Here is a 26,615-nt window from a genome sequence, read left to right on the forward strand (position 1 = left end):
GACGGCGGCCCCGGTTTTGCTGGGCCGGAACGCGCAGATGGCGTGAGTTGTCGGATAATCCAGATCAATTTCTAGACCCTGTAGAGCGAGTACGGATCCATGCCCCTGGAATGGGAAGAGCTAGTCACCCAAATTGATACCCATATGCCCCGGGAAATCTGGGCGCAGACGCTGATCGGCATTGGCGCGCTCATCCTGACCGCGCTGTTCGTGCAGTGGGTGGTCGCGCGGGTGGTCCTGCTGCTGGCGCACCGGCTGCTCGTGGTCAGCGGCCACGGCGATTGGGACAAGGCGCTGCAGCGCCGCCGCGCGTACCAGAACCTCTGGTACGCGGTGCCGTTTGCGGTGGTTTCCATGGGCATCGACCTGGTGCCCCATGCCGAGCGGGTGGTCACCATCGTGGGCCGGCTGGCGCACGCGGGCGCCTGGATCTGCGTGTTCATCGCGTTTTCGGGCGTGCTGAGCGCCTGGCAGGACACCTATTCGGCAACGACCCGCGCGCAGACCCGCTCCATCAAGGGCTACATCCAGATCGGCAAGCTGATCCTGATGGCGGTATGCACCGTCCTGGTGCTTTCCATCCTGATCGACCGCTCGCCGCTTTGGATGATCTCCGGCCTGGGCGCGCTGTCGGCGGTGCTGCTGCTGGTGTTCAAAGACACGCTCCTGTCGCTGGTGGCCAGCACGCAGCTCACCAGCAACGACATGCTGCGCATCGGCGACTGGATCGAGATGCCGCAATGCAATGCGGACGGCTTCGTCAAGGACATTGCGCTGCACACCGTGAAGGTGCAGAACTGGGACAACACCGTTACCACGGTGCCGACCTACAAGCTGTTCTCGGAAAGCTACCGCAACTACCGGCACATGTTCGAATCCGGCGGCCGCCGCATCAAGCGCACCATCCGCATCGACGCGGCCAGCGTGCGCTTTCTGACCGACGACGAGGCGCAGCGGCTGATGAAGTTCCGGCTGCTGCACGACTATCTGCAAAGCAAGACCCAGGACATCGTCCAGGCCAACCAGACGCTGGGCGAACTGGCCAGCGTGCCGGCCAACCGGCGCCGTCTGACCAACATCGGCACGCTGCGCGCTTATGCGCTGGCCTACCTGAAGCAGAATCCGGAAATCCGCCAGGACATGGCGATGATGGTGCGCATGATGGAGCCCACCTCCGAGGGCATTCCGGTCGAGGTCTATTGCTTTACCGCCGTGACCGCGTGGGTGGAATACGAACGCATCCAGGGCGACGTGTTCGACCATCTGCTGGCGATCCTGCCCGAGCTGGGCCTGCGCCTGTACCAGCAGCCGTCCGGCGCCGACATCGGCGCCATGGGCGGATACCTGCGCGACAGCGCCATCCAGGCGGCGCTGTCGGCCGTGCGCGACCGGCAAGGATCCATGGACGGCAGTCCGGCGCTGCCGTTCGAGCGCGGCCTGACCGACGGCAAGATGCCGCGCCAGGCGGAATAGGGCCCGTGAGATAATCCGGCCGTTGATTCCCGGGCCTCCAGCCCCCCCGGCGCACCCCTCCACGTCGCAATCTCCAGGCGAACCTCCCAGGCGAAATCCCCGATGTCGAATCCGTTCTTCAACCTGTATTCCCACGGCTTCGCCCGGGTCGCGGTCGGCGTGCCCGAGTGCCGTGTCGCCGATCCCGCGTTCAATGCCGCGCAGACCATCGCGCTGGCGCAGCAGGCTGCCCAAGGCGGCGCGGTGCTGGCGGCTTTCCCGGAACTGGGCTTATCTGCCTACACCTGCGACGACCTCTTTCACCAGAAGGCCCTCTTGGACGCCTGCGAGGCGGCGCTGGCTCAGGTGGTCGAGGCGACCGCCGACCTGGATATCGCCATCGTCGTGGGGGCGCCGCTGCGGGTGGCGCACCAACTGTTCAACTGCGCGGTGGTGGCGGCCGGCGGGCGGGTGCTTGGCGTCGTGCCCAAGACGTATCTGCCGAATTACGGCGAGTTCTACGAAGCCCGCCAGTTCAGCGCGGCTGACTGCGCCATCGGCACGCAGATCGACCTGCTGGGCCAGACGGTGCCGTTCGGGTCCGAGCTGCTGTTCCAGATGGAAAAGCTGCCCCTGTTCCAGTTCCACGTTGAAATCTGCGAAGACGTCTGGGTGCCCATTCCCCCGTCGTCCTATGCCGCGCTGGCCGGCGCCACGGTGCTGGTCAACCTGTCGGCCTCCAATATCGTCGTCGGCAAGTCCGCCTACCGTCACCAGCTCGTGTCGCAGCAATCGGCGCGCTGCCTGTCGGCCTATATGTACACCTCGGCCGGCCGGGGCGAATCGTCGACGGACCTGGCCTGGGACGGGCAGGCGCTCATCTACGAAAACGGCGAGCTGCTGGCCGAATCCGAGCGCTTCCTGAACCATTCCCACCTGCTGTTCTCGGATGTCGACCTGGACCGCCTGTCGCGCGAACGCATGCGCCAGAGCACCTTCGGCCAGTCCGTGCGCCGCCACGCGGACGAAGTCCGCCGGTTCCGCCGCGTGGCGGTGCCGGTCAATCCGCCGCTGGAGGACGCCGAACTGGCGCTGGAACGGCGCGTGGCGCGCTTTCCCTATGTGCCGGCCGACCCGCAGCGCCGCGACGCGCGCTGCAAGGAGGTCTACAACATCCAGGTACAGGCGCTGGCGCAGCGCTTGTCGGCCAGCGGCATGAAGAAGGTGGTCATCGGCATTTCGGGCGGGCTGGACTCCACGCATGCGCTGCTTGTGTGCGCCAAGGCCATGGACGCCCTGGACCTGCCGCGCTCGAACATCCTGGCGGTCACGATGCCGGGTTTTGCCACCAGCACCCGCACGCTGCAGCAGGCGCGCCGCCTGATGGCGGTGGTGGGCTGCACGGCTTCTGAAATCGACATCCGCCCCAGCTGCCTGCAGATGCTCAAGGACCTGGGCCATCCCTACGCCAATGGCGAGCCGGTCTATGACATCACCTTCGAGAACGTCCAGGCAGGCGAGCGCACCAACCACCTGTTTCGGCTGGCCAATTTCAGCAATGCCATCGTCATCGGCACGGGCGACCTGAGCGAACTTGCACTGGGCTGGTGCACGTACGGCGTGGGCGACCATATGTCGCATTACAGCGTCAACGCCAGCGTGCCCAAGACGTTGATCACGCACCTGGTGCGCTGGGTGGCCGAATCGGGCCGGCTGGGCGACGAGGGCGCGCAGGTGCTGCTGGACGTGCTGGGCACCGACGTCAGCCCCGAGCTGGTGCCGGGCGGCGCGGACGACAAGCCCGAGCAAAAGAGCGAGGCCTCGATCGGCCCTTACGAGCTGCAGGACTTCAACCTGTACTACACGCTGCGCTACGGCTTTGCGCCGACCAAGGTGGCCTTCCTGTCGTGGACAGCCTGGCGCGACCGCGAGGCGGGCGCGTGGCCCGAGGCCGGCCACGTCGTGCGCAACGAATACGATCTGGCCGCCATCAAGCGCAACCTGAAGATCTTCCTGGACAAGTTCTTCCGGACCAGCCAGTTCAAGCGCACCTGCATCCCGAACGCGCCCAAGGTGGGTTCCGGCGGCTCGCTGTCGCCGCGCGGCGACTGGCGCGCGCCCAGCGACTCCGAGTCCGTGGTCTGGATGCGCGAGGCCGACCAGATTCCCGACGAGGCGCCTGAAAGCTGAGGGCGGCTGCTGACGGCGGCGCCGCGCACCACATTGGGGCGGCGGCAGAAAATTCGCGGGCGCCGCGTGGCGACCGCGCGGTGTTATTCTCTGTCCATTGCGCCCGGCGCCCGCCTGTGTCACAAGACAGCGGGCCGCGCGGCAGGGCGACGCACCACATCAAAAACCCAGGACGACCAACGTGAAACAAGTCACCGCCATCATCAAACCCTTCAAGCTCGACGAAGTCCGCGAGGCGCTGGCGGAAGTCGGCGTCAGCGGCCTGACGGTTACCGAAGTCAAGGGTTTCGGCCGCCAGAAGGGCCACACCGAACTCTATCGCGGCGCCGAATACGTGGTGGATTTCCTGCCCAAGATCCGCGTCGAAGTCGTGCTGCCCGACGACCAGGTCGAAGCCGCCATCGAAGCCGTCGTCAAGGCCGCCCGCACCGGCAAGATCGGCGACGGCAAGATCTTCGTGACGCCGGTGGAACAGGCCATCCGCATCCGCACCGGCGAGAGCGACGAAGAGGCGCTCTGAGCCTTTGTCTGTACCGGGCCGCACTCGCGGCCCGCGTTCCTACCTGATCAACTGGTTCATCTCCAGAATCGGCATCATCACCGCCAGCACGATCAAGAGGACGAATCCCCCCATCAGCAGTATCAGCGCCGGCTCCAGCAGGGCCGTCATCGCCATCGCGCGCCGCTCCAGGTCGCGCGACAGGTTCTGCGCGCCCCGGTCCAGCAGTTCGGGCAACCGCCCGGTCTTCTCGCCGCTGGCGATCAGGTGCACCAGCAGCGACGGAAAGACCTTTTGCGCGCCCAGCGACGATGACAGCGCCGCGCCCTCGCGCACGCGCGCCGCGGCCTCGTCGACCGCCAGCCGCAGCACGTCGTTGCTGAGCGTGCGCCGCGCGGCTTCCAGCGCGGTCAGCAGGGCCACGCCGCTGCCGCTCAGGATCGCGAGGGTGGACGCAAAGCGCGCGGCGTTCACGCCCAGCACGAAGCGGCCGGCCAGCGGCAGCCGCAGCACGCGCGCGTGCCAGGCCCGCCGCGCGGCCGGTGCGCGCAGCGCGTAGCGCCACAAGGCGATGGCCGCCACGACTGCAATGCCCGTGACCGCGCCCCATTCGCGCACGTAGTCCGACAGCCCCAGCATCACGCGCGTGAGCATCGGCAATTCCTGCTTGGCCTGGCTGAAGGCGGACACCACCTGCGGCACCACATAGCCCAGCAGGAAGATCACGATGACCACCGATACGCTGGCCACCACCGCCGGGTAGATGAAGGCCGTCATGACCTTGCTGCGCAAGGTGTTGCGTTCCTCGATGTAGTCGGCCAGCTTTTCCATCACCTGCGCCAGGTCGCCCGATTCCTCGCCCGCGCCGATCAGCGCACGATAGATTTCGGGAAAGTCGCGCGGCCGCGAGGCCAGCGCCGCCGACAGGCGATGGCCGGCGCGCACGTCGTCGCGCACGCCGCCCAGCGTGGCGGCAATGTGTTTTTTCTCGGCCTGCTCCAGCGTGGCGCTAAGCGCCGCATCCAATGGCAGGCGTGCGGCCAGGAGGCTGGCGAGCTGGCGCGTCAGCCACGCCAGATCGGCGTCCGACAGACGCGCGCGCAGCGCCGCGCCCATGCCTTCGGCGCGCGCCGCCAGCGCGGTCGACAAGGGCAGCAAACCGCGGCCGCGCAACTGGTTCCGGGCGCCGCGTTCGGAGTCGGCATCGATCGTGCCGCGCACGATTTTTCCGAGCGCGTCGGTGGCTTCATAGCGATAGGAAGGCATGGCTGTAATAAAGCGGAAGCACCTGCCGAAATCGCCAAGAGCCCCGAATTTAAAGGGTTTCCAGCCCGTCACCTTGCCTATGAAATATGACCGGGATGTTGCAGTCACACCCCGTATACTCCGACGCGCTTTCCCGTTTTTCCAAACGATTTCACGTCTCGGGCACCTATCTCGTCATGCGTCACATCGCGCAATTCAGCCTTGCATTCCTGCTTGCCGCAAGTCAACTCGGACCCGCCGCCGGCACGGCTCACGCACAACAGGCGGACAACCGCGTCAGCCTGAACTTCGTCGACACGGACATCCCCGCCGTGTTGCGCGCGCTGTCCCTGTTCACGCAGCGCAACTTCCTGGTGGACCCCCGCGTCAAGGGCAAGCTCACCCTGGTTTCGGATCGCCCCGTCGATAGCGCGCAGGCGCTGTCCATGCTGACCGGTGCATTGCGGCTGCAAGGGTTTGCCATCGTCGACGTGGACGGCGTGACGCGCGTCGTGCCCGAGGCCGACGCCAAGCTGCAAGGCAGCGCCGTTGTGGGCGGAGCGGGACCGGCAGGCGCCAAGCCTGCGGCTGGCGCGCCGGCCGCGGCGGGCAGGGCGCCCGTGCCCGTGTCGGCCTTTGCCAAAGGCGGGGGCAACAGCGGCGAAATGCTGACGCGGGTGTTCCCGCTGAAGTACGAGAACGCCGCGAACCTGGTGCCGGTGCTGCGCCCGATGGTGCCGCCGAACAACCCGATCAACGCGTACCCCGGCAACAACACGCTGGTCGTGACGGATTACGCGGACAACCTGGAGCGCATCGCCGCGGTCATCGCGCGCATCGACGTGCCCAGTTCGATGGACACGGACGTGGTGCCTGTGCAATCGGCCATCGCGACGGACATCGCCATCCTGGCCTCGCAGCTGCTCGACACGCAAAGCAGCGACCCCACGCAGCGCATCGCGGTCGTGGCGGATCCGCGCAGCAACAGCGTGCTGGTGCGTTCGGGCAGCCCGGCGCGCACGCGCCTGGCGCGCGAACTGATCCAGAAGCTGGACGCGCAGCAGAACCGCGCGGGCAATCTGCACGTGGTGTACATGCGCAACGCGCAGGCCACGCGCATCGCCGAGGTGCTGGGCGGGCTGCTGACGGGCCAGGCAAATTCGGCGCCGGGCGTGGCCCCGGGCGCCAGCAGCAGCACCGGCGGCGCGCAGGGCGGCGCGCGCGCGCAGACCATGGCCAGCAGCTCGGGGACGCAGGCAGGCATGGGCATGTCCAGCCAGTCGGGCTCGTCGCGCAGTGGCCTGTCGGGCGAACAGGAGCGCATCGCGCGCGAAGACAATTCGACGCAGGCGGTGTCGTATTCCGCGGGCGGCGCCACCATCCAGGCGGACCCCGCAACCAACTCGCTCATCATCTCCGCGCCCGAGCCGTTGTACCGCAGCTTGCGTGAAGTGATCGACCAGCTTGACCAGCGCCGCGCGCAGGTGCTGGTGGAAAGCCTGATCGTGGAAGTCAGTGAAGAGAAGGCCGCCGAATTCGGCATCCAGTGGATGACCGGCGCGGGCAACATCAACGGCAACGGCACCAGCTTCATCGGCGGCACGAACCTGGGCGGCAGCGGCATCACCGGCAACGGACCGACCTCGATCGACGCGCTGGGCAGCGGCTTGAGCCTGGGCGTGGTCAAGGGCACGGTCGACGTGCTGGGCAACGAGGTCATCAACCTGGGCGTGCTGGCGCGCGCCATGCAGAACACGGGCGAGGCCAACATCCTGTCCACGCCCAACCTGCTGACGCTGGACAACCAGTCGGCCAGCATCCTGGTCGGCAAGACGGTGCCGTTCGTGACGGGCCAGTACGTGACCTCGGGCAGCAATGGCAGCTCCAATCCGTTCCAGACCATCGAACGCGAGGACGTGGGCCTGAAACTGAACATCCGGCCGCAGATTTCCGAAGGCGGCTCGGTCAAGCTGGACATCTACCAGGAAGTCAGCAGCATCGACGAAAGCCGCTCGAACGCCACCACCGGCATCGTCACCAACAAGCGCGCCATCGACACCAGCGTGCTGATCGACGACGGCCAGATCATCGTGCTGGGCGGCCTGCTGGAAGACAACGTGACGCTCACGTCCAACGCGGTACCGGGATTGAGTTCGCTGCCGGTGATCGGGTCGCTGTTCCGCTACGACACGCGCAAGCGCACCAAGACCAACCTGATGGTGTTCCTGCGCCCGTACGTGGTGCGCGACGCCAACCGCAGCGCCAGCGTCACGATGGACCGCTACGACTACATGCGGCGCGCGCAGGGCGCGGTTCAGCCGCGCGACCACTGGGCGCTGCCGGACATGCAGGCGCCGATGCTGCCGCTGCCGGGCTCGGCGCCGTCGGTGTCGAACAACGCCTACGATCTGCGGCCCGAGCAGCAGGCGGCCACGCTGCGCCGTCCGCCGCCGGCCACGGTCGAGACCTTTGCGGTGCGCCAGTATCCCGGCACGCCGCCCGCGCCCGCCCAGCAACCCATCCGCGCGCCGCGGCCGGTCATGATGACGGTGGCGGTGGACCCCGAGAAGCTGCTATGAGCGCGCACCCTTTACCGTACGCCTGGGCCCGCGCGCAGCGCGCGGTGCTGTCGCTACGCGGGGGGCAGGCGCAGTTGACGGTCAGTCCGCGCACGCCGGAATGGGCCGTGCGCGAGATCCGGCGCTGTCACGGCGATATCGGCCTGACGCGAATCGACGACGAGGCTTTGGAGACGCTGCTGACCGCGGCCTACAGCCACTCGGAAGATGCGGCCTCGGTGATGGGCGTGGCGGAGAACGAGATCGACCTGGACCGGCTGATGCAGGACATGCCCGAGGTGGCGGACCTGCTGGAAGCGCAGGACGATGCGCCGGTGATCCGCATGATCAATGCGCTGTTCGCGCAGGCTGCGCGCGACGGCGCCAGCGATATCCATATCGAACCCTTCGAAACGCATTCCGTGGTGCGTTACCGCGTGGACGGCACGCTGCGCGACGTGGTGTCGCCGCGCAAGGCGCTGCATGCCGCGCTGATTTCGCGCATCAAGATCATGGCGCACCTGGACATCGCCGAGAAGCGCCTGCCGCAGGATGGGCGCATCGCGCTGCGCGTGGGCGGGCGACCCATCGACGTGCGCGTGTCCACGTTACCGACCGGGCACGGCGAGCGCGCCGTGCTGCGCTTGCTGGACAAGGAGGCCGGCCGGCTGCAACTGGAAAAGCTCGGCATGAGCCCGGGCGTTCTGTCGCAGCTGGACCGTCTGATCCGCCAGCCGCACGGCATCGTCCTGGTGACCGGCCCGACCGGCAGCGGCAAGACCACCACGCTATATGCGGCGCTGAGCCGTCTGGACGCCTCCACCAGCAACATCCTGACGGTGGAAGATCCCATCGAATACGACCTGGCCGGCATCAGCCAGACGCAGGTCAATGCCAAGATCGACATGAGCTTTGCGCTCGCCCTGCGCGCCATCCTGCGCCAGGACCCGGACGTCATCATGATCGGCGAAATCCGCGACCTGGAAACCGCGCAGATCGCGGTGCAGGCCTCGCTGACCGGCCACCTGGTGCTGGCCACGTTGCACACCAACGATGCCGTGTCCGCCGTCACTCGCCTGACCGACATGGGCGTCGAACCCTTCCTGCTGGCGTCGTCGCTGCTGGGCGTGCTGGCGCAGCGGCTCGTGCGCAAGCTATGCCCGGCGTGCAAGTCGCCGTCGATGCTGGATGGCGTGCAGGTCTTTCACCCCGTGGGCTGCGAGGCCTGCAACCACACCGGCTACAGCGGCCGCTCTGGCATCCACGAGCTCTTCACGGTGGACGACGAGGCCCGCCGCCTGATCCACGAAGGCCGCGACGAACGCGAACTGCGCCGCGCCGCGGCGGCCGCCGGCATGCGCAGCATGCGCGAAGACGGCCAGCGGTGGGTGGACGCGGGGCAGACGTCGCCAGAGGAAATCCTGCGCGTCACGCGCGACGCGTAGCAGCCGCGCCCGACGCCGCTCCTATCGCCCGGATTTCCCCACGCTGAACGTCACCGTATCGCCCGAACGGCGGCCCAGGGTCGACAGCAGACCGTCCAGCGCGGCGCGATCGGCCTCGTTGGCCGATCGGGCGAACGTGGCTTCGCCCTGGAAGCTGATGCCTTGGGAGCCGCTACCGCCCTGGCCCCTGACGTCGAGCAGGCCGCTTTCCGTGCTGAGGACCAGCGTCGCGCCGGTTTTACCGCCCTGCACGCGCAGCAAATAAGTCCCCACTGGCGAGATGGGCGAGAGCGCAGTCGCGGCGTTGCGCCAGCGCACGTCCACGACCGGGCCGGGGGGAAGCGGGGCGCCCAGGCGCAAGGGCTGCCAGTTGATTTCGAGCATGCCTTGCGGCGACAACGTATTCCAAGGCGCGCCGATCGCAGGCAGAACCGTTGCGGGCACGCGCAGGGACGCTGCGGGCAGCGCCAGACCGTTCCACCCCGGGCGCGCGCGCAACGTGCCTTGCAGCCAGGGATGCGAAATGTCGAGCGCCATCGTGTCCCAGCGCCATTGCCATTGCACCGCTTGCGGCAGCACGCGGCGCGCGCCTTCGGAGCCAAGGGCGATCCACGCGCTGCCGTGCCACAGCGTGCCGCTCGCGTCGGCCAACGTGACCGGCGCGTCGGCGGGCAAGAGCGCCAGCACCCATCGCGCAGGCAGTACGGCGGCACCCGCAGCTGCGGCGCACAACACGCCAGCCAGCCACAGGCCCGCCACGCGGCGTGAAGGAAGTTTCAGCGGCATCAGCGGCTCCCGGCCGCCTGCGGCGGCAGCAGCACGACCTTGCCGTTGACCAGGCCCGGCAGCGGCCGTCCGTTGGCGTTTGCGGCGCGCGTCAGGTCCACCTGCGAGATGGCCAGTCCCCAATCGCGCCCCGCGCCGTCCAGCCAGCGCATCAGCGCCGATGACGGCGCCTGCGCCAACGACAGCGCGACGCCGCCCGCGTCGGCATCGGCCAGCGTCCATTGCCCGGCGGGCAGGCCGGCGCGTTCCAGGCTGGCCGACAGTTCCTGCGTGCTGGGCATGGCCCCCGCGGGCACCGCGTTGCGCTGACGCAGGGAGGGGGCTTGCGCCGTCAGGTCGGCGACGGTGGCGGCCTGCGTGCGCAGGCCTGGCAGCTCGGCGTGCAGTTTGCGCACAGTGTTCAGGGCGGGCTCGATCAGCGTCACAAAGCCAATCGCCGCGCCCAGAAGCAACGCGGCGCCGGCGACGAGGCGGCGTTCGCGCGGGGCCAACGCCTGGTAGCGCGCTCGGGCGCGCGCCAGCGCGGGGTCCACGGGTTTGCGGGCGGCCTGCCACGCGGCTTGAAGTCGATGTAGCGGTGTCATGGTTGGCTGCGCACGATGCGCCAGGTGTTGTCGGTGTCGCCGCGCTCCAGCTTCAGCCCCAGGGCGGCGGCTTGCTGGATCAGCGCCGGCGTTTCAGCGACGCGTTGCGCTTGCGGGCCGGCGTCCGCCAGTTGCAGCGTGAGCGCCTGGTCGGCATATGTCAGGTGAGCGACCTTGTCGGCGGCAAAGGGCAGCGCCTGCGCGGCGGCGCGGGCCAGCGGCAGGAAGTCGCCGGCGCTGGTGGCGCCGCGATTGGCCTGCAACGCGTCCAGCCCCTGCTGCGCCTGGCGTGCCGGGTCCAGCACGACGGGCACGTTCGGAAATGCCGCCAGCACCTGGTCGTGCATGCCACGCCGCAAGGTGTCCGCTTCGCCGCGCAGTTGCGCGGCATACAGGTTCAAACCCGCAATCCACACCACGGCCGCCAGCGCGCCCCATCGCCACACCGGCCGCCAGCGTGACACGCTGACCGGCGCAAGATGCGGCATGGCCAGCGACCAGGCGGGCGAGGGCGCGTGCCAGCGCGGATCGGCAGGGTCGCGCAGCGGCGCATCGGTGGCTGGCGCCAGCGCTTGCGGGGCGATCAGCGCGCGCACGCGCAGGCCTTGCTCGCTCAGCAGGCCCCACGCGCGGCGCACCGGTTCGCGCGGGGACCAGGCCAGCGCAACGGACCCGTCAGCGGCGCGTGCGCCGTGACCGATGGCAAGGCCATCCAGGTCGCTCAGGACCAGCGGTTCCAGCGCGCCGCGCACGGCTGCCCCGAAGTGCGCGCGCGCCACGGCGGGAATCTGCACCGTGGCCGAAATGACGTCGGCCGGGTGCAGAACCGCTTCGCACGCGGCCTGGGGCCAGGCGTGTCCAAGAGCGCGTAGCGCCAGCTCGCCTTGCCGCACGCAGCGGCCGCGCCGGTCGAACCAGGCGTAGGGCAGCGGCGAATCGGCGCCAAATTCCTCCAGCGCGGGCAGGGCGATGCGCAGGGTGTTCTTCAAGGTGTTTCTCTCGTCCAGAGGGTTTCGGGAGCGGCCGGCGGGGCGCTGCGCATCAGCGCCTGCATGGAGACGCGCGCCCGTTCATAGACCACGGTGCCGCTGGCCAGGAACCAGCTGCTATTGGTGGAGACGGCGGGTGCGGGCGTCTTCATGCCCGTGCCCGCCAGCCGGTTGGCGAAGTCGCCGGTGTTGTTGAACCAGTTGCCGCGGTCGCGCTCGCCCGCCAGGGCACGGGCCTGCGCCAGCGACAGCCCCGGCACCAGCGCGGCGATCACCTCCGCGGGCGCGGTGTTGACGTTGACCTGGGTGGCCGACGGCAGCAGCGTCATCGTGCGCCGCAACGCGTTTCGCATGGGCGGTTCAAGGTCCAGCAGCGCCGCGACTTCGTCCACGCCGCGCGGCAACGGCGCGCGCGCCAGCGGGCCGGGCTGCGCCGCGGTGTTGGGCGCGTCCGCCGCCAGCGCGGGCGGCTGCGCGGCCGCAACGATGTCGACGATGCGCGCGGCCAGCGTGTCGGGCAATTCCAGCGTGCCGAGCAGGCGCCGCAGAATCTCTTCCTGCTCGGGCTGCGCCACGCCATTGCGCGCCAGGTTGTAGAGGTTGTACTTGCCCTGTTCGTCCTGGACCCCGCCCGAGAACACCGCCACGCGGTCGTCCCCGGGGCGCTCGATACGGGTGTCCAGCACCGGGGTCGCCCAAATCTGGTCGCCGCGGGTGGTGGGCTCGCGCCGGCCATGGTCGCGCACCACCAGCCGCGCCCAGTCGATGCCGCCCGCAAGCATCGCGCGCGCCTGCACGCGCGCCAGTTCGTTCTCCACGCGCCGCGTGCTGGCGGTCTGCCGCTGGAACAGGCTGGTGGTCAGCGCGGCCACGATCGCAACCACGATGAGCGCGCTGACGACCGCCGCGCCGCGTTGGCGGTTCCCGCCGCCTCTCCCATGACCGCTGCATGAGGCCTGTGTGTGAACAGCCCTGCGGCTCATGGCAGCTCCAGGATGCGCGAGTAGCGCCGCAGATCGCCCGGCACGCCACGATCAAAAACAATCTCCAGCCCGCTGGGCGCCGCCGCGAACGCCGCGTTCGCATCCACCCAGCCCACGCCCGGCACCCAGGCGCGCAGTGCAAGATTGCGCACGCCCGGCAAAAGCAGCACGCCGTCAACGGCCGCCGGCAACGGACTGCGCGGCGCGGACGGGCCACTCGTGCGCCACAGGCCGTCTTTGCGGACCTGCCATTGAACACGCTGCCACAGGCCGTTGCCATCGGGATCGGGACGCAGGACTTCCAGCGTCTGCCCGCCGGCGGCGCGCGGCAACAGCCGCAGGCCCGTCGTGAACGACACCGCGTCCAGACCCGGTGAATCGAACGCAGGGCCCGCGTACGACAGCTCCACATCGCGCGCCATCTGACCCAACGTGCGTACGATGGCGTCCGTGTCCTCGGCCTGCGCGGCGATAAGATCGCGCGCACCCGACACGCTGGCCAGGCCGCGCCAGGCCATCAGGCTGACAAGCGCCATCAGCGCCAGGGCGACCAGCACCTCGATCAGCGTGAAGCCAGCCTGGGATTGCGGTGGGCGGCGCACAGTCATCGCAGGCTGGACAGCAGTCCGTCGAGCTGCAGCAGGATCGCGCCATCGCGCGAAGACGCGGCGTCGTGGACCTTCACCGACACCTGCCGAAAGCTGCGGTTCATCGAATTGGTGAAGACCAGTTCGCACTGCAGCGCCAGGCCGCCTTGCGGACACGGCACCGTCTGCGAGCCGGCGCGCGGCAGCGTCTGTTCCAGTCGCAGCTGCGTAAGCGCGTTCTGCGCCGCCAGCAACGCCAGGGTCTTGTCCTGCAGCGCGCGGTTGTTCGCGGCCATGACGCCCGTGGCGCGCAACGCCGCGCCCATCGCCACGGCGATGATCGCCAGCGCGACCAGCACTTCAATCAGCGTGAAACCGCGTTCGCGGTTGCGCGAACGCGGCAATGCCGCGCCATCGAGGGCGGTTTGGGCGGATACGTCAGCGGATCTCATAGCGTCCCGCGGCATCGCGTTGCAGTGTCACGCGCACCTCTGCCGCGCTCAACGTCAACGTCATGGGCGCGGCCACCCATTCCGTATTGAAGATCAGCGGCCGGTCCGGATCGAGCCGCCATTGCACCGGGCTGGCCGACCAGGCCTGCGGACGCAACACCTCGTCCGTGTCGAGACGGTCGGGAGGCACCGGGATGTCGTCTTGCGCGGTAGGGCCCGCCGCGCGGCCGTTGCGCTCGAACGACCACCCCTGGCCGTTTGCCAGCCAGCGGATCGGGCGCCCGTCGCTGCGCGCTTCGCTCTGCGCCACGGTGAACGCGTCCGCCAGCCGCTCGGCGTCGGCGCGCAGACGATTGTCGCCACGGCCGACCGATAGGCTCACCATGCTGGCCGCGATGGCCACGATCACCAGCACCACCAGGACTTCGACCAGCGTGAAGCCGCGTTCAGAGTTCCCAGGAACCGATGTCGGCATCGCCGCTTTCTCCGCCGGGCTTGTTGTCCGCGCCGAACGAGAAGACATCGACGTCGCCTTTGACGCCGGGGCTCAGATATTGGTAGGGGTGTCCCCACGGATCGTTGGGCAGCTTGTCCAGGTAGCCACGCCAGTTGGCAACGCCCTCCGGCTTCTGCGCCAGCGCGCGCAGGCCCTGCGCCGTGGTCGGATAACGGCCATTGTCCAGCCGGTACAGCTTGAGCGCCTGCATGATGCCCGCAATGTCCTGCCGGGCGGCCGCCTGACGCGCCTGATCCGGGCGATCGAGCACGCGCGGCACCACCAGCGCGGCCAGAATCCCCATGATCACAATCACCACCATGATCTCGATGAGGGTGAAGCCCTGCTGGCGGGCAAGCCCGCGCGGTAACTGACGCACTTTGCAACTCCGGTCTTTCAGTAGAAGCCCGGGATTGTGGACATGAAATATGACAGTAATGCGCACGCCGGCAGGTCACCCGCCGGCATTCACTTCAAGCGCGTGATCCCACCCGGCGCGTCCTGGGCAGCCGGCGCGGCCAGGCGGCTCGCGCGGCCCGACTGCTCGACCGTCACGGCGTCCGCCGCGATGTCGCGAAGCACGATGCCCGGCGCCACTTCAGCCCCCGCGCGCCAAGCCAGCGGCGGTCCGCCGTCCACGCTCAGCACGGCCGCACCATCGGGCCCAGCCGCGATCACCCCCAGCACCGTTATCTGCGTGCGCATGGCTTCGTCCTTGCCGAACCACAACGCGACCGGCGTATTGTCGGCCGCACGCGGCGCAGCGGCCGAGACCGCCGGGGGCAGGGGCCCGGGCTGTGGCGCAAACAGGATAGACGCCCACACGCCAAGCCCCGCGGCAAAAACCAGCACGGCAAGGACACGCAGCAAAGCGGGCGCGGAGGGCAGGGGCAGGCGCAGGATTAAAGGCATGGGATTGAACGGCAGATGAAGCAACGCGGCCGACTATAGCGGCGATTCATGACAGCAATGTTGGGTGTCTCACACCCATGGAAGTGAATGCTGGTCTGCCGCAATGTCTCTCTGGGTGTCAGACACTCGACACGATCATCTCCCCCCAAAGAATTCCGACCCAAACCCCGCCACACGCGAAGCGTCATCGCCACGACGCAAGACACCGCGTAAGTCCCCGGAGGCCGCCCGCGCGGCCGAACGGGGACGGGCACCGCAAGCCGCTTCAACCCCGGGCACGTCTCCAACAGAACGCCAAGCACGCTGACCGTCCCGCCGCCCGGAAAACTTCAACTGCTCGAGTCCGGTGCGGTGGCGGCCCGGGGTGCGCGGGGCGTCGATAAGCCCGAGGGAATCTGAAGGGAGCCGAAGGCGGACGAAGATGACGACGGGGGGGGCCGCCTAGGCAAGTCCGGAGCGAAGGCTCCGGACCGCAATCGTGGCCCCGCGCGCCCCGGGCCGTCGCCGTGCCGGACGTCTCAAGAACTCAACCCCAGGCAAGCCAAAACGCAAAAAGCGAACAAGCCGTCAGGCAGCTCGGGGAGAAGCTCACCGGCATGTCGTGTCGAATTTCCGAGTGTCAAACACCCGCCATCACCACATTCCCAGCCGCCGAAAACCCACCCGCTCCCTTGCCTCGCAGGCAAACGAACCCACCGAACTGCACACCTGCATTGCCTCATCCGCAAAAGAATCCTGATTCAGCAATCAAGGTTTCTCGCCTTTGCTTCACGGGTCTTTCACGTTTGGTCGCCACCATGTCGGCCAGCGTAAGACCCCCTTCATGAAAAAGAGAAGAGAAGCAATGCAGACATTGAATTGGAGAAGATGGTGCGCCATGTTGCTGGCGACCAGCGTGTTGGCCGGCTGTGGAGGCGGCGATGACGATGACGACGAAGCCCCCGTGGCCCCGCCGACCCAGCCGCCCGTGACAACGCCGGGCGAGGCGAGCGCCAGCAAGGTGCTGTTTGTCGGCGTGGACGGCCTGACGTATGACGCGCTGCGGCGCGGCGTGGCGGACAACACGCTGCCCAACCTGAGCCAGCTGACCGCCACCCGCGCCTGGACCGGCGGCGTGACCGGCACCGTGACCCAACAGCCCACGCTCACCGCACCTGGCTGGGCCACCTTGCTCACCGGGCAATGGGCCGACGTCCACGGCGTGCGCTCCAATGCACAGAGCCAGGGCATGAAAGCCCCCAGCCTGTTCCAACGCATCAAGACCGCACAGCCTGAAGCGCGCACCGCCGGCGCCTTCAACTCTCCGCTGCTGGCCAGCCTTTTAAACATCGACCGCGACGCCGGCTACGTCCAGACGCTAACCGACTGCGCAGGCCAGGACGACTGCGTCGCCTCTCAAGCCCGCGACCGCATCGCCGAAGGCTACGACCTCGTCGTCGCGCAATTCGGCGCGCCCGAACGCGCCGCTGCCGAAAACGGCTTCGGCACCACCTACGACGCCGTCATCCGCCAGACCGACGCCGCCCTTGGCGTCCTGGCCAAACAGCTGGCCGACCGCCGCGCCGCGCATCCCAACGAAAACTGGCTCATGGTCGTCGCCACAAGCCACGGCCTGGACAAGACCGGCGGCAGCGACGGCCTGCCGTTCTCCTCCAACAAGACCATTCTGCTCGCCGCCAATCAGCCCGCGCTGCTCGGCGGCAGCGCCGACGACGCCTCGTTCGACGGCGTATGGGACACCAACTGGTACGCGCTGCCCAGCGCGGCCGACGTGGCGCCCACCGTCCTGTCGCACCTGGATGCCTTGCCCGACGCCGCCGCCTACGACATGGCCGGCACCGCGCTTAGCGAGCCGCTGGCGCTGCGCCGCGTCGCCACCCGCACCTCCATGGACAACAAGAGCGTCACCGTCACCTGGGTCCGCGTTGGGGAGCCCGCCGGCGACATCGTCGTCAGCCGCGACGGCAAGGAAGTCGCGCGCCTGCCCGGCACCGCCACCGAATACGTCGACACCGGCTTCACCTTCACTGCAGAGGGCGTGCATGAAGTGGCCTACAGCGTCTCCACCGGCCACGCGGTCAGCGCCGCGCGCGCCACGGTCGTCTACGTCAAGCCCGTGCCCCTCTTGGCCTCGCTGCGCACCGGCCTGACCATGTTCTTCCCCTTCGAGGGCGACGTGGCCGACAAGGCCGCCGGCGGCGGCGCGATCACGCCCTTCGACGGCACCCAGGCGCCCGCCTATGCCGACCCCGGCGTGTACGGCAAGAGCTTCCGGAACGAGCGCGGCTCGGCGGCCCTGGGCGCATTCAAGCTGGACTATCCGGCGGGCCTCCTGGACAGCGTGCAGGCGTTCACCATCGGCTTCTGGTTCCAGTCCGACGGCACCGCCAATGACCGCTCGATCATCGGCAATAAAGACTACAACTCCGGCGGCAACCCTGGCATCACCATCGCCCAATGGGCAGGGCCCGAACTGCGCTTCAACATCGCTGGCGGCGGCAAGCGCGCGGACATCAACGGCGTGAAGTTCACGCCCAACAAGCCCGTCTACATCGCCATGACCATCGACAAGACGGCCCGCACCATGACCGCCTACCGCTACGACAGCGAACTGGGCTTTGTGCGCAGCGTGACCTCCACCGCCACGCCCGGCGTCAACCTGGCCCAGGTCGCCGGCATCTTCGGTCCGCACATCGGCCTGAACGAAGACGGCCGCGGCACCTACGGCATCTGCTGCGCCGGCACCAAGGGCCCGTACACGATGATTTTCGATGACCTGGCGTTCTGGTCGCGGGCGTTGACCGAGGAAGAAGTGAAGTCCCTCGCCCTGTCCGGCAAGTCCGTCCACGAACTGTTTCCCTGATGTCCCAAGGATAAATACCCCATGAGCAAGTCCATGATTTTGCGCGGTTTCCTGCGCGCCGGCGCGGTGCTGATGCTGACCGCCACCCTGGCCGCCTGCGGTGGCGACGATGGCGGCGACGACGACGCCGCCACGCCTGGCAATCCCGGAACGCCCACCCAGCCCGAAACGCCCACCACGCCGCCGCCGGCCAAGCCCGAACTGCGTTGCGCGCCCTGAGCCGCGCCTATTCCAGACACATAGGAAAATCCTCCGTGAAGTCCGATAAAGACACGATCCACGCCGGCAAGCGCCGGTTCCTGCGCAACGCCGCTGCCTCCACGGCGGGCCTGACTGCGCTGTCGATGTTCCCGCCCGCGATCCGCCGCGCGCTCGCCATTCCCGCCAATAACCGCACCGGCACCATCAACGACGTCGAGCACGTGGTCATCCTGATGCAGGAGAACCGCTCGTTCGACATGTACTTCGGCACGTTCAAGGGCGTGCGCGGCTTTGGCGACCGCATGACCATCCCGCTGCCGCAGGACCGCTCGGTCTGGGAACAGACCAACGGCACGCGCGTCGTCATGCCGTATCACCTGGACAGCACGCAGGGCAACGCCCAGCGCGTGGCCGGCACGCCCCACGACTACGTGGATGCGCAGATGGCCTGGGACGGCGGCCGCATGTATCAATGGCCCCGCTACAAGCAGAACCAGTCGATGGGCTACTACCGCCAGAAGGAAGTCGAGTTCCAGTTCGCGCTGGCCGATGCCTTCACCCTGTGCGACGCCTACCACTGTTCCACCCACGGTGGCACCAACACCAACCGCCTCTTTCACTGGACCGGCACCAACGATCCGCTGGCGCAGGGCAACGGCCCCTCGACCCGCAACCAATGGGACAGCCTGGGCGCCTCGAACATCGGCTGGACCTGGAAGACGTATCCGGAGCGCCTGCAGGAAAACGGTGTGACGTGGAAGGTCTACCAGAACCTGCCCGAGAACTTCGGCGACAACCCGCTGGCCGGCTTCCAGCAGTACCGCCGCGCCAACGAACTGGCGGGCAACGGCAGCAATGGCGCGCCTTACCCGGCCTGGACGCCCAGCATGGACGCGGCCAATCCGCTCTACAAGGGCACCGCCAACACGATGCCGGACGGCGGCTTCCTGCAGGCGCTGCGCGACGACGCGATGAACGGCACGCTGCCGCAGGTGTCATGGATCGTGGCGCCGGCAACCTACTCCGAGCACCCCGGCCCCTCCAGCCCCGTGCAGGGCGCCTGGTACATCCAGGAAACGCTGGACGCGCTGACCGCCAATCCGGACGTCTGGAGCAAGACCGTCCTGCTCATCAACTTCGACGAGAACGACGGCTACTTCGACCACGTGCCGCCGCCCGCCGCGCCCTCGCTGAATGCCGATGGCTCGATGGCCGGCGCCTCCACCGTCAACACCGACCTGGAGCGCCACACGCACGCGTCCGCCCAGGACGCGGCCGACAACCGCGTCTACGGCCCCGGCCCTCGCGTGCCGATGTACGTCGTGTCGCCCTGGAGCCGTGGCGGCTGGGTCAATTCCCAGGCCTTCGACCACACCTCCGTGCTGCAATTCCTGGAAGCCCGCTTCGGCGTGAAGGAAGAGAACATCAGCCCGTGGCGCCGCGCCGTGCTGGGCGACCTGACCTCGGCCTTCAACTTCGCCACGCCCAACGACGAAAAACTGCCCGACCTGAACATCCTGACCCGCAGCGGATCGGACCAGGAACGCGCCGCGCAGGAAGCGCTGACCGCCGTGCCGCTGCCCGATCCCTCCACGCAGGCCAAGGGCGTGCAGGAGCCCGGCGTGCGTTATTCCCGCGCCTTGCCGTACGAGCTGCACGCGAGCGGCCGCAGCCAGCCGGGCACCGGCAACATGTGGCTGGTGTTTTCAAACACCGGTAAACAGGCCGCGGTGTTCCATGTGTATGACCGCCTGCATCTGGACCGCCTGCCGCGCCGCTACACCGTGGAACCGGGCAAGCAGCTCGAAGGCAGCTGGGACACGGCGGCCGACGGCGGCAAATATGACCTGTGGGTCCTGGGCCCCAACGGCTGGCACCGCCATTTCGCCGGCGACGTGGCGCATGACCGCACGGCGCAGCAGGATGCCGAGATCCGCGTCTGCTACGACATCGCCAATGGCGACGTCTACGTCAGCTTCATCAACGCCGGCAAGACCCCGTGCACCTTTGAAGTCACGCCCAACGCCTATTACGCCAACCACGAGCGCTGGACCTTCACGGTCGCAGGCGGCGCGCAGGTCGAGCAGCATTGGGCGCTGGCGGGCAGCCACGCGTGGTACGACTTCACGGTGCGGCTGGCCGAGGATCCGTCGTGGCTGCGCCGCTTTGCCGGCCGCGTCGAAACCGGCAAGGCGTCCGTGACCGATCCGGCCATGGCGATGTAAACGTCACGCGGCGGTCTGCGGTTCGCGTGCGCGGAAAGCCTGCGCGCACGCCTCGCAGATCGCCGCAGTGATGCCCTGGCGGGCGTGTTCGCGGCGTTCCAGCATGCCAATGGAACGGGACAGCGGCCCCAGGTCGTCGGGCAGGTGAAAGATCCGCAACTCCGGACTGTGCTGCCAGTTCGCGCCGTTGATCAGCGGCAGCAGCGTCACGCCGACTTCCTGGCGCACCAGTTCCACCAGCGTCTCGATCGCGTTCAGTTCCAGGAAGTCATTGACCGGCACCGCCATCCGGCGCAGCAGCCGGTCGATCTGCAGCCCGGTGCGCTGGGTGCGGTCAAAGCGCAGGAACGGATTGCCCGCCAGCACTTCGCGGGCGTCCTTGCCGGCCGCCGAGCGCGGGGCGATCACCACCATCTGTTCTTCATAGAGTGCGGTCCAGCGCGTGCTGGCCATCTTGCGCCCGGCTTCCACCAGAAACGCCGCGTCCAGCTCGCCGTCCTCGACCTTGCCCGCCAGCTCGCTGGCCTTGCCCGACAGGATGCGCACGTCCAGCTTGGGGTGGGCCTTTTTCAATCCCGAGATGACCTTCGATAACGTCCCCATGCAGGACACGATGCTGCCCACCGACACGGACCCGGCCAATTCGCCGGGCGCGGTGTTCGGCCGCCGCAGTCTGTCGTATAAATCAAGCAAGTGCTTGATTTCAGGAAGCAATTCGCGCCCGGCCGCGTTCAGGATGGCCAGGCGCCCGCTGCGGTCGAAAAGTTCTCGCCCCAGCTCGGCTTCCAGCGAGCGCATCTGAAAGCTGACGGCCGCCTGCGTCAGGGCCACTTGCTCGGCCGCTTCCGAGAAGGAACCATGGTGCGCGACAGCCAGAAACGTGCGCATGAACCGGATCGTATTCATAAAAAATTCTTTTATGACGGAACAAAAAATCAAATTGATTTAATTAAAGCACGAGAGTAACTTCGCCCGCTTAACCTTATGAGACCCGCCACATGAAAACCTTCGACTGGGCCAACCCGTATCCTTCCGTCCGCATTCCGCTGTTTGCCCGCAACGTGGTTTCCACGTCGCACCCGCTGGCTGCCCAGGCGGGGCTGCGCATGCTGCTCAAGGGCGGCAACGCCGTGGACGCCGCCATCGCGGCCGCGGCCACGATCGTCCTGGTCGAACCGGTTTCCTGCGGCCTGGGCGGCGACTGCTTTGCCATCGTCTGGGACGGCAAGGAGCTGCACGGCCTGAACTCGTCGGGCGTCGCGCCCGCCGCCTGGAACACCGAATACTTCAAGCGCAAGTACGGCACCGACGCCAATGGCCTGGCCATCCAGCCCAAGCGCGGCTGGGACGCGGTCACGGTTCCCGGCGTGGTGGCCGGCTGGGCCGCGTTGCATGAAAAGCTGGGCAAGCTGCCGTTCGAACAACTGTTCGAACCCGCCATCGAGATCGCCGAACGCGGCTACGCCGTGCCGCCCGTCGTGGCGCACAAGTGGGCCGCCGCCGCCGAGGAACTGAAGTCGCAGCCTGGCTACGCCCAGGCCTTCCTGCCCGAAGGCCGCGCGCCCAAGGTCGGCGAGCACTTCCGCTTCCCCGACGCCGCCAACACGCTGCGCCGCATCGCCGAATCCAAGGGCCGCGACTTCTACGAAGGCGAACTGGCCGAGCGCATCGCCGCCTTCAGCAAGGAATGCGGCGGCGCGATGACGCTGGAAGACCTGCGCGGCTACCGTCCGGAATGGGTCAAGCCCATCTCCAAGTCCTATCGCGGCTACGAGCTGCACGAAATCCCGCCGAACGGGCAGGGCATCGCCGCGCTGATCGCGCTGGGTATCGTCGAACGCTTCGACATGGCCGACATTCCCGTGGATTCGGTGCAATCGCAGCACATCCAGATCGAAGCCATGAAGCTGGCGTTCGCCGACCTCTACAAGTACGTCGCCGACCCGCGCGCCATGCAGGTCACGCCCGAGCAGATGCTGTCGGACGCTTACCTGGACAGCCGCGCCAAGCTGATCCGCCTGGACCAGGCCACCCGCTTCGAGGCCGGCCGTCCGCACGCGGGCGGCACCATCTACCTGACCGCCGCCGACGAAAACGGCATGATGATCTCGTTCATCCAGTCCAACTACATGGGCTTCGGGTCGGGCGTGGTCGTGCCGGGCACGGGCATCAGCATGCAGAACCGCGGCGTGGGTTTTTCGATGGATCCCAAGTCGGCCAACGTGGTCGAAGGCGGCAAGCGTCCGTTCCACACCATCATCCCGGGTTTCCTCACGCGCGGCGGCAAGCCGGTCATGAGCTTTGGCGTCATGGGCGGCGACATGCAGCCCCAGGGCCACATGCAGACCGTGGTCCGCATGATCGACTACCACCAGAACCCGCAGGCCGCATGCTGCGCCCCGCGCTGGAAGGTCAACCGCGACTTCACGCTCGACATCGAGACCAATATGAAGGCTTCTACGATTGCGGGACTGAAGGACCTGGGGCATGCTTTGAAATCCGTTGACGATCCGTACATGGATTTCGGCGCCGGCCAATTCATCTGGCGCATGTCCGAAAACGACAACGAACTGGGTTACGTCGCCGCTAGCGACAGCCGTCGTGACGGCCAGGCGGTGGGCTTCTAAAGCGCTTCCTTAAACCGGCAAATGCAGCAACAAGGGGAATAAACACAATGAAACGCTTGACCATGACCTTCGGCGCCAGCCTGCTGGCGCTGGCCGCCGGCGCCGCCAGCGCCCAGAACATCCGCATCGGCCTGCAGGAAGATCCCGATGTTCTGGATCCGCACCGCGCCCGCACCTACGTGGGCCGCATCGTGTTCACGTCGCTGTGCGACAAGCTGGTGGACATCGATCCCAAACTGCACTTCGTGCCGCAACTGGCCACCTCGTGGTCGTTCAGCGACGACAACAAGGTGCTGACCTTCAAGCTGCGCGACGACGCGTCGTTCCACGACGGCACCAAGTTCGACGCGGCCGCGGCCAAGGCCAACCTGGAACGCGCCATGAGCCTGCCGGACAGCCTGCGCAAGGGCGAGCTCCGTTCGGTCGCCAAGGTCGACGCGCCGGACGCCACCACGCTGGTGCTCACCCTGAAGGAACCGGACGCCACGCTGCTCGCGCAGCTGTCCGACCGAGCCGGCATGATGCTGTCGCCCAAGACCTTCTCGGACGACGTCGCCGCCGTGGGCCGCAAGCCCATCTGCTCGGGTCCGTACAAGTTCGTCGAACGCATCCAGAACGACCGCATCGTTCTCGAAAAATTCGACCAGTACTACGGCGCCAAGGACTACGCGTTCAAGCGCCTGACGTTCCTGCCCATCCCGGACACCACCGTGCGCCTGTCCAACCTGCGCGCCGGCGACCTGGACATGCTTGAGCGCCTGAATCCGTCCGACGCCCCGCAGGTCAAGACCGACGCCAACCTGACGTTCGCACCGGTCGCGGGGCTGGGCTTCCAGCAGTTCATGTTCAACGTGGGCAACGGCAAGCGCGCCGAAGACAACCCCTTCAAGAACAAGCTGGTGCGCCAGGCATTCCAGTACGCCATCGACCGCAACGCCATCAATGAAGTGGCCGGCGGCGGCATCTTTGAACCGGCCCAGCAGCCGTTCCCGCCCGCCAGCCCCTATCACAGCGACAAGTTCCCCGTCACCCAGCGCGACGTGGCCAAGTCCAAGAGCCTGCTCAAGCAGGCAGGCTTTGACCGCGTGAAGGCCGAGCTGGTGTTTGGCAACAACACCACCACCTCGTCCATCGCCGAAATCGTCCAGGCGATGGCGGCCGAGGCGGGCTTTGACCTGTCGCTGCGCCCGACCGAATACGCGGCGCTGCAAAAGGAAGCCTCGGGCGGCAACTTCCAGATCGTGATGCTGGGCTGGTCCGGCCGGGTCGATCCCGACGGCAACATCCACGCCTTCGTCACCTGCAAGGGCGCGCTGAACGACGGCCACTACTGCAACCCTGAAGTCGACAAGCTGCTCAACCAGGCGCGCACGGTGCCGGACGAGGCCAAGCGCAAGGCCATCTACGACCAGGCGCAGACCATCATCCAGGACGAACTGCCCGGCGTGTACAACTACTACCAGCCGTGGCCCTTCGTCATGAGCAAGAAGGTCCAGGGTTTCACTCCCTACCCGGACGGTATGATCCGGCTCAAGGGCGTGACGTTCGCGCAGAAGTAATGTTGGGGCGGCAATCGACCGCCGCACCCGCCGGACGCGCCTTGCGCGTCCGGTTGTCGTTTGCGGCGGACGCGCATCGTCCCTTGTCCGGCCGGCGCCGTCCGTCGTTCCTGTCTTACGGTTTTCCTCATGCTTAAACTCATCTTGCGCCGCGTGATCGTCGCGATCCCGACACTGATATTGGTGTCGATGATCGTGTTCATGCTGCAGAAAATCCTGCCCGGCGATCCGGTGCTGACCCTGGCCGGCGAAGAGCGCGACCCGGCCGTGCTGGACTACCTGCGCGACAAATACCGCCTGAACGACCCGTTGCCGATGCAGTACGCGGCCTGGGCCGGGCAGGTGCTGCAAGGCGACCTGGGCAAGTCCCTGCGCACCGACGTGCCCGTCACGACGCTGATCGCGCAAAAGCTGCCCGTCACCCTGCAGCTGGCGGCCATGGCGATGTTCTTTGCATTGCTGATCGGCATTCCCATGGGCATCCTCGCAGCGGTGCGCAAGGGCAAGCCCGTCGAGATGGGCGCCAACATCGCGGCCCTCTCCGGCATGTCCATTCCCAATTTCTGGCTGGGCATCATCCTCATCATGGTGGTGTCGGTGCAGTGGAAGCTGCTGCCGGCCTCGGGCTACGTGTCGCCGTCCGAGGACTTCTGGCTGTCCATCAAGACCATGCTGATGCCGTCGCTGGTGCTGTCCACCGCGATTGCCGCGTACCTGATGCGGCACACCCGGTCTTCCATGCTGGAGGCGCTGTCCGCGGATTACGTGCGCACCGCCCGCGCCAAGGGCGTGTCGCCGCGCAGCGTGGTGCTGCGCCACGCGCTGCGCAATGCGCTCATGCCGATCGTCACGCTGGTCACGCTGCTGTTTGGCGAACTGCTGGCCGGCGCCGTGCTGACCGAACAGGTCTTCACGATCCCGGGCTTCGGCAAGCTGGTGGTCGACGCGGTGTTCACCCGCGACTACGCGGTGGTGCAGGGCGTGGTGCTCTGCGTGGCGGTGGGCTTCATCCTGATGAACCTGCTGGCCGACATCCTGTACATCCTGGTCAATCCCCGCCTGAGGCACTCATGAGCGCAATTCCTGCAACGGCCGCAGCCGTCACGCCGCCCCGCAGCCGCAATCGCGCGTGGGCCAAGTTCAAACGCAACCGCATCGCGATGCTCGGCCTGGGCATCGTGCTGTTCTTCGTGCTGGTGGCCATCCTGGCCCCGTTCATCGTCAGCCAGGATCCCCTGCAAACCAGCTTCACCACCATCCGCAAGGCGCCGTCGGCGGCGCATTGGCTGGGCACGGACGAGTTGGGCCGGGACATCTACAGCCGCATGGTCTACGGCGCGCGCGCCTCGCTGATGGCGGGCCTGGTGTCGGTGTTGATCGCGCTGGTCGTGGGCGTGCCCTTTGGCCTGGCGGCCGGCTACTTCGGCGGCTGGACGGACAGCGTCATCTCGCGCGCCACCGAGGCGCTGCTGGCGATCCCGTTCCTCATCTTGGCCATTGCGCTGGCCGCCTTCCTGGGGCCCAGCCTGACGAACGCAATGATCGCCATCGGTGTATCGGCGGCGCCCAAGTTCATCCGGTTGACCCGGGGGCAGGTGCTGGCGGTCAAAAATGAAGACTACGTGCAGAGCGCCCGCGCGCTGGGCGCTTCCGACCTGCGCATCATCGGCCGCCACGTGTTTCCCAACGTCATGCCGCCGCTGATCGTACAGGCCACGATCACCATCGCCACGGCCATCATCGCCGAGGCCAGCCTGTCCTTCCTGGGCCTGGGCCTGCAACCGCCGACGCCGTCGTGGGGCTCGATGCTGAACACGGCCAAGAACTTCATGACCCAGGCGCCCTGGATGTCGATCTTCCCCGGATCGGCCATTTTCCTGGTGGTGCTGGGCTTCAATCTGCTGGGTGACGGGCTGCGCGACGCGCTCGATCCGCGTCAGGAAAAGTAATCGATATGGCAAC

The 26,615-nt window shown here is 67.5% G+C and carries 23 protein-coding genes; 12 read left to right on the forward strand and 11 right to left on the reverse strand.

Going from position 1 to position 26,615, the window contains the following annotated elements; genetic code table 11:
* The first annotated feature begins 99 nt into the window (after positions 1–99).
* The 3 genes from QEP15_RS09795 (at position 100) to QEP15_RS09805 (ending at position 4,162) form a co-directional block, all read left to right on the forward strand.
* Positions 100–1,473: a mechanosensitive ion channel family protein gene (locus QEP15_RS09795; RefSeq protein ID WP_280148726.1), complete on the forward strand. Its 1,374-nt coding sequence runs from the start codon at positions 100–102 to the stop codon at positions 1,471–1,473.
* Between the two features lie 102 nt (positions 1,474–1,575).
* Positions 1,576–3,642, forward strand: coding sequence for an NAD(+) synthase (locus QEP15_RS09800; RefSeq protein ID WP_280148727.1), 2,067 nt, complete (start codon positions 1,576–1,578; stop codon positions 3,640–3,642).
* Positions 3,643–3,823: 181 nt separating this feature from the next.
* Complete coding sequence (locus QEP15_RS09805; protein ID WP_006386376.1) at positions 3,824–4,162, forward strand: P-II family nitrogen regulator; 339 nt, start codon at positions 3,824–3,826, stop codon at positions 4,160–4,162.
* Positions 4,163–4,201: 39 nt separating this feature from the next.
* On the opposite strand, the gene gspF is transcribed toward QEP15_RS09805, so the two are convergent.
* Positions 4,202–5,407 carry a type II secretion system inner membrane protein GspF gene (gspF, locus tag QEP15_RS09810; RefSeq protein WP_152384132.1) on the reverse strand — a complete coding sequence of 402 codons (1,206 nt, stop codon included), beginning with the start codon at positions 5,405–5,407 and terminating at the stop codon, positions 4,202–4,204.
* Between the two features lie 176 nt (positions 5,408–5,583).
* Here gspF and gspD point away from each other — a divergent pair, with 176 nt between their 5' ends.
* On the forward strand, positions 5,584–7,965 hold the full coding sequence (gene gspD / locus QEP15_RS09815) for a type II secretion system secretin GspD (protein WP_280148901.1): 2,382 nt from the start codon (positions 5,584–5,586) through the stop codon (positions 7,963–7,965).
* Positions 7,962–9,389, forward strand: a complete 1,428-nt coding sequence (gene gspE, locus QEP15_RS09820; protein WP_062840860.1) for a type II secretion system ATPase GspE — start codon at positions 7,962–7,964, stop codon at positions 9,387–9,389. The genes gspD and gspE overlap by 4 nt, the downstream gene beginning before the upstream one ends.
* A gap of 21 nt (positions 9,390–9,410) precedes the next feature.
* Here the strand turns inward: gspE and gspN are convergent, their stop codons facing one another.
* The 9 genes from gspN to QEP15_RS09865 all read right to left on the reverse strand — a co-directional run bounded on the left by gspN (position 9,411) and on the right by QEP15_RS09865 (position 15,178).
* Complete coding sequence (gspN, locus tag QEP15_RS09825; protein ID WP_280148728.1) at positions 9,411–10,175, reverse strand: type II secretion system protein N; 765 nt, start codon at positions 10,173–10,175, stop codon at positions 9,411–9,413.
* Positions 10,175–10,759: a type II secretion system protein GspM gene (gspM, locus tag QEP15_RS09830; RefSeq protein ID WP_280148729.1), complete on the reverse strand. Its 585-nt coding sequence runs from the start codon at positions 10,757–10,759 to the stop codon at positions 10,175–10,177. Before gspM ends, gspN begins: the two co-directional genes overlap by 1 nt.
* On the reverse strand, positions 10,756–11,748 hold the full coding sequence (gspL, locus tag QEP15_RS09835; protein ID WP_280148730.1) for a type II secretion system protein GspL: 993 nt from the start codon (positions 11,746–11,748) through the stop codon (positions 10,756–10,758). The genes gspM and gspL overlap by 4 nt, the downstream gene beginning before the upstream one ends.
* Entirely contained in the window at positions 11,745–12,731 is a 987-nt protein-coding gene (gene gspK / locus QEP15_RS09840) for a type II secretion system minor pseudopilin GspK (protein WP_280148731.1), read from the reverse strand. The genes gspL and gspK overlap by 4 nt, the downstream gene beginning before the upstream one ends.
* On the reverse strand, positions 12,728–13,339 hold the full coding sequence (locus QEP15_RS09845; protein WP_280148732.1) for a prepilin-type N-terminal cleavage/methylation domain-containing protein: 612 nt from the start codon (positions 13,337–13,339) through the stop codon (positions 12,728–12,730). Before QEP15_RS09845 ends, gspK begins: the two co-directional genes overlap by 4 nt.
* The gene (gene gspI / locus QEP15_RS09850) at positions 13,336–13,770 is read right to left on the reverse strand and encodes a type II secretion system minor pseudopilin GspI (protein ID WP_280148733.1); all 435 of its coding nucleotides are present in this window, start codon (positions 13,768–13,770) and stop codon (positions 13,336–13,338) included. Before gspI ends, QEP15_RS09845 begins: the two co-directional genes overlap by 4 nt.
* Positions 13,757–14,245 (reverse strand): type II secretion system minor pseudopilin GspH, encoded by a 489-nt coding sequence (gene gspH, locus QEP15_RS09855; protein WP_280148734.1) that lies wholly within the window; start codon positions 14,243–14,245, stop codon positions 13,757–13,759. Before gspH ends, gspI begins: the two co-directional genes overlap by 14 nt.
* Complete coding sequence (gene gspG, locus QEP15_RS09860; protein ID WP_056316420.1) at positions 14,217–14,645, reverse strand: type II secretion system major pseudopilin GspG; 429 nt, start codon at positions 14,643–14,645, stop codon at positions 14,217–14,219. The genes gspH and gspG overlap by 29 nt, the downstream gene beginning before the upstream one ends.
* An 89-nt stretch (positions 14,646–14,734) precedes the next feature.
* Positions 14,735–15,178: a general secretion pathway protein GspC gene (locus tag QEP15_RS09865; protein ID WP_280148735.1), complete on the reverse strand. Its 444-nt coding sequence runs from the start codon at positions 15,176–15,178 to the stop codon at positions 14,735–14,737.
* 844 nt (positions 15,179–16,022) lie between these two features.
* Between QEP15_RS09865 and QEP15_RS09870 the strand changes: the two genes are divergently transcribed.
* The 3 genes from QEP15_RS09870 to QEP15_RS09880 are packed head-to-tail and all read left to right on the forward strand — an operon-like array spanning position 16,023 to position 20,467.
* The gene (locus QEP15_RS09870) at positions 16,023–18,041 is read left to right on the forward strand and encodes an alkaline phosphatase family protein (RefSeq protein WP_280148736.1); all 2,019 of its coding nucleotides are present in this window, start codon (positions 16,023–16,025) and stop codon (positions 18,039–18,041) included.
* Between the two features lie 21 nt (positions 18,042–18,062).
* Positions 18,063–18,260, forward strand: a complete 198-nt coding sequence (locus tag QEP15_RS09875) for a hypothetical protein (protein ID WP_174245375.1) — start codon at positions 18,063–18,065, stop codon at positions 18,258–18,260.
* Between the two features lie 35 nt (positions 18,261–18,295).
* Positions 18,296–20,467, forward strand: a complete 2,172-nt coding sequence (locus QEP15_RS09880) for a phosphocholine-specific phospholipase C (protein WP_280148737.1) — start codon at positions 18,296–18,298, stop codon at positions 20,465–20,467.
* A 3-nt stretch (positions 20,468–20,470) separates the two neighbouring features.
* Here the strand turns inward: QEP15_RS09880 and QEP15_RS09885 are convergent, their stop codons facing one another.
* Positions 20,471–21,373, reverse strand: coding sequence for a LysR family transcriptional regulator (locus QEP15_RS09885; protein ID WP_280148738.1), 903 nt, complete (start codon positions 21,371–21,373; stop codon positions 20,471–20,473).
* A 92-nt stretch (positions 21,374–21,465) separates the two neighbouring features.
* Between QEP15_RS09885 and ggt the strand changes: the two genes are divergently transcribed.
* From ggt to QEP15_RS09905, 4 genes are all read left to right on the forward strand, one after another.
* Complete coding sequence (gene ggt / locus QEP15_RS09890; protein WP_280148739.1) at positions 21,466–23,094, forward strand: gamma-glutamyltransferase; 1,629 nt, start codon at positions 21,466–21,468, stop codon at positions 23,092–23,094.
* Positions 23,095–23,141: 47 nt separating this feature from the next.
* A complete protein-coding gene (locus QEP15_RS09895) occupies positions 23,142–24,653 on the forward strand; it encodes an ABC transporter substrate-binding protein (protein WP_062840869.1) in 1,512 nt (503 codons plus the stop codon).
* 129 nt (positions 24,654–24,782) lie between these two features.
* Positions 24,783–25,727, forward strand: a complete 945-nt coding sequence (locus tag QEP15_RS09900) for an ABC transporter permease (RefSeq protein ID WP_253854005.1) — start codon at positions 24,783–24,785, stop codon at positions 25,725–25,727.
* Positions 25,724–26,602 carry an ABC transporter permease gene (locus QEP15_RS09905; protein ID WP_056316437.1) on the forward strand — a complete coding sequence of 293 codons (879 nt, stop codon included), beginning with the start codon at positions 25,724–25,726 and terminating at the stop codon, positions 26,600–26,602. Before QEP15_RS09900 ends, QEP15_RS09905 begins: the two co-directional genes overlap by 4 nt.
* Positions 26,603–26,615: the final 13 nt, after the last annotated feature.

It is taken from the genome of Achromobacter mucicolens (assembly GCF_029866465.1).
Lineage (GTDB): Bacteria > Pseudomonadota > Gammaproteobacteria > Burkholderiales > Burkholderiaceae_B > Achromobacter > Achromobacter mucicolens.

Bases quoted from the DNA above. Each gene is read 5' to 3' on its own strand.
- QEP15_RS09845 (WP_280148732.1), bottom strand. From the start codon at position 13,339: ATGACTGTGCGCCGCCCACCGCAATCCCAGGCTGGCTTCACGCTGATC.
- QEP15_RS09885 (WP_280148738.1), bottom strand. From the start codon at position 21,373: ATGAATACGATCCGGTTCATGCGCACGTTTCTGGCTGTCGCGCACCAT.
- QEP15_RS09875 (WP_174245375.1), top strand. From the start codon at position 18,063: ATGAGCAAGTCCATGATTTTGCGCGGTTTCCTGCGCGCCGGCGCGGTG.
- gspN (WP_280148728.1), bottom strand. From the start codon at position 10,175: ATGCCGCTGAAACTTCCTTCACGCCGCGTGGCGGGCCTGTGGCTGGCT.
- gspH (WP_280148734.1), bottom strand. From the start codon at position 14,245: ATGCCGACATCGGTTCCTGGGAACTCTGAACGCGGCTTCACGCTGGTC.
- QEP15_RS09905 (WP_056316437.1), top strand. From the start codon at position 25,724: ATGAGCGCAATTCCTGCAACGGCCGCAGCCGTCACGCCGCCCCGCAGC.
- gspI (WP_280148733.1), bottom strand. From the start codon at position 13,770: ATGAGATCCGCTGACGTATCCGCCCAAACCGCCCTCGATGGCGCGGCA.
- ggt (WP_280148739.1), top strand. From the start codon at position 21,466: ATGAAAACCTTCGACTGGGCCAACCCGTATCCTTCCGTCCGCATTCCG.
- gspF (WP_152384132.1), bottom strand. From the start codon at position 5,407: ATGCCTTCCTATCGCTATGAAGCCACCGACGCGCTCGGAAAAATCGTG.
- QEP15_RS09900 (WP_253854005.1), top strand. From the start codon at position 24,783: ATGCTTAAACTCATCTTGCGCCGCGTGATCGTCGCGATCCCGACACTG.
- gspE (WP_062840860.1), top strand. From the start codon at position 7,962: ATGAGCGCGCACCCTTTACCGTACGCCTGGGCCCGCGCGCAGCGCGCG.
- QEP15_RS09895 (WP_062840869.1), top strand. From the start codon at position 23,142: ATGAAACGCTTGACCATGACCTTCGGCGCCAGCCTGCTGGCGCTGGCC.
- gspM (WP_280148729.1), bottom strand. From the start codon at position 10,759: ATGACACCGCTACATCGACTTCAAGCCGCGTGGCAGGCCGCCCGCAAA.
- gspK (WP_280148731.1), bottom strand. From the start codon at position 12,731: ATGAGCCGCAGGGCTGTTCACACACAGGCCTCATGCAGCGGTCATGGG.
- QEP15_RS09865 (WP_280148735.1), bottom strand. From the start codon at position 15,178: ATGCCTTTAATCCTGCGCCTGCCCCTGCCCTCCGCGCCCGCTTTGCTG.
- QEP15_RS09870 (WP_280148736.1), top strand. From the start codon at position 16,023: ATGCAGACATTGAATTGGAGAAGATGGTGCGCCATGTTGCTGGCGACC.
- QEP15_RS09795 (WP_280148726.1), top strand. From the start codon at position 100: ATGCCCCTGGAATGGGAAGAGCTAGTCACCCAAATTGATACCCATATG.
- QEP15_RS09800 (WP_280148727.1), top strand. From the start codon at position 1,576: ATGTCGAATCCGTTCTTCAACCTGTATTCCCACGGCTTCGCCCGGGTC.
- gspD (WP_280148901.1), top strand. From the start codon at position 5,584: ATGCGTCACATCGCGCAATTCAGCCTTGCATTCCTGCTTGCCGCAAGT.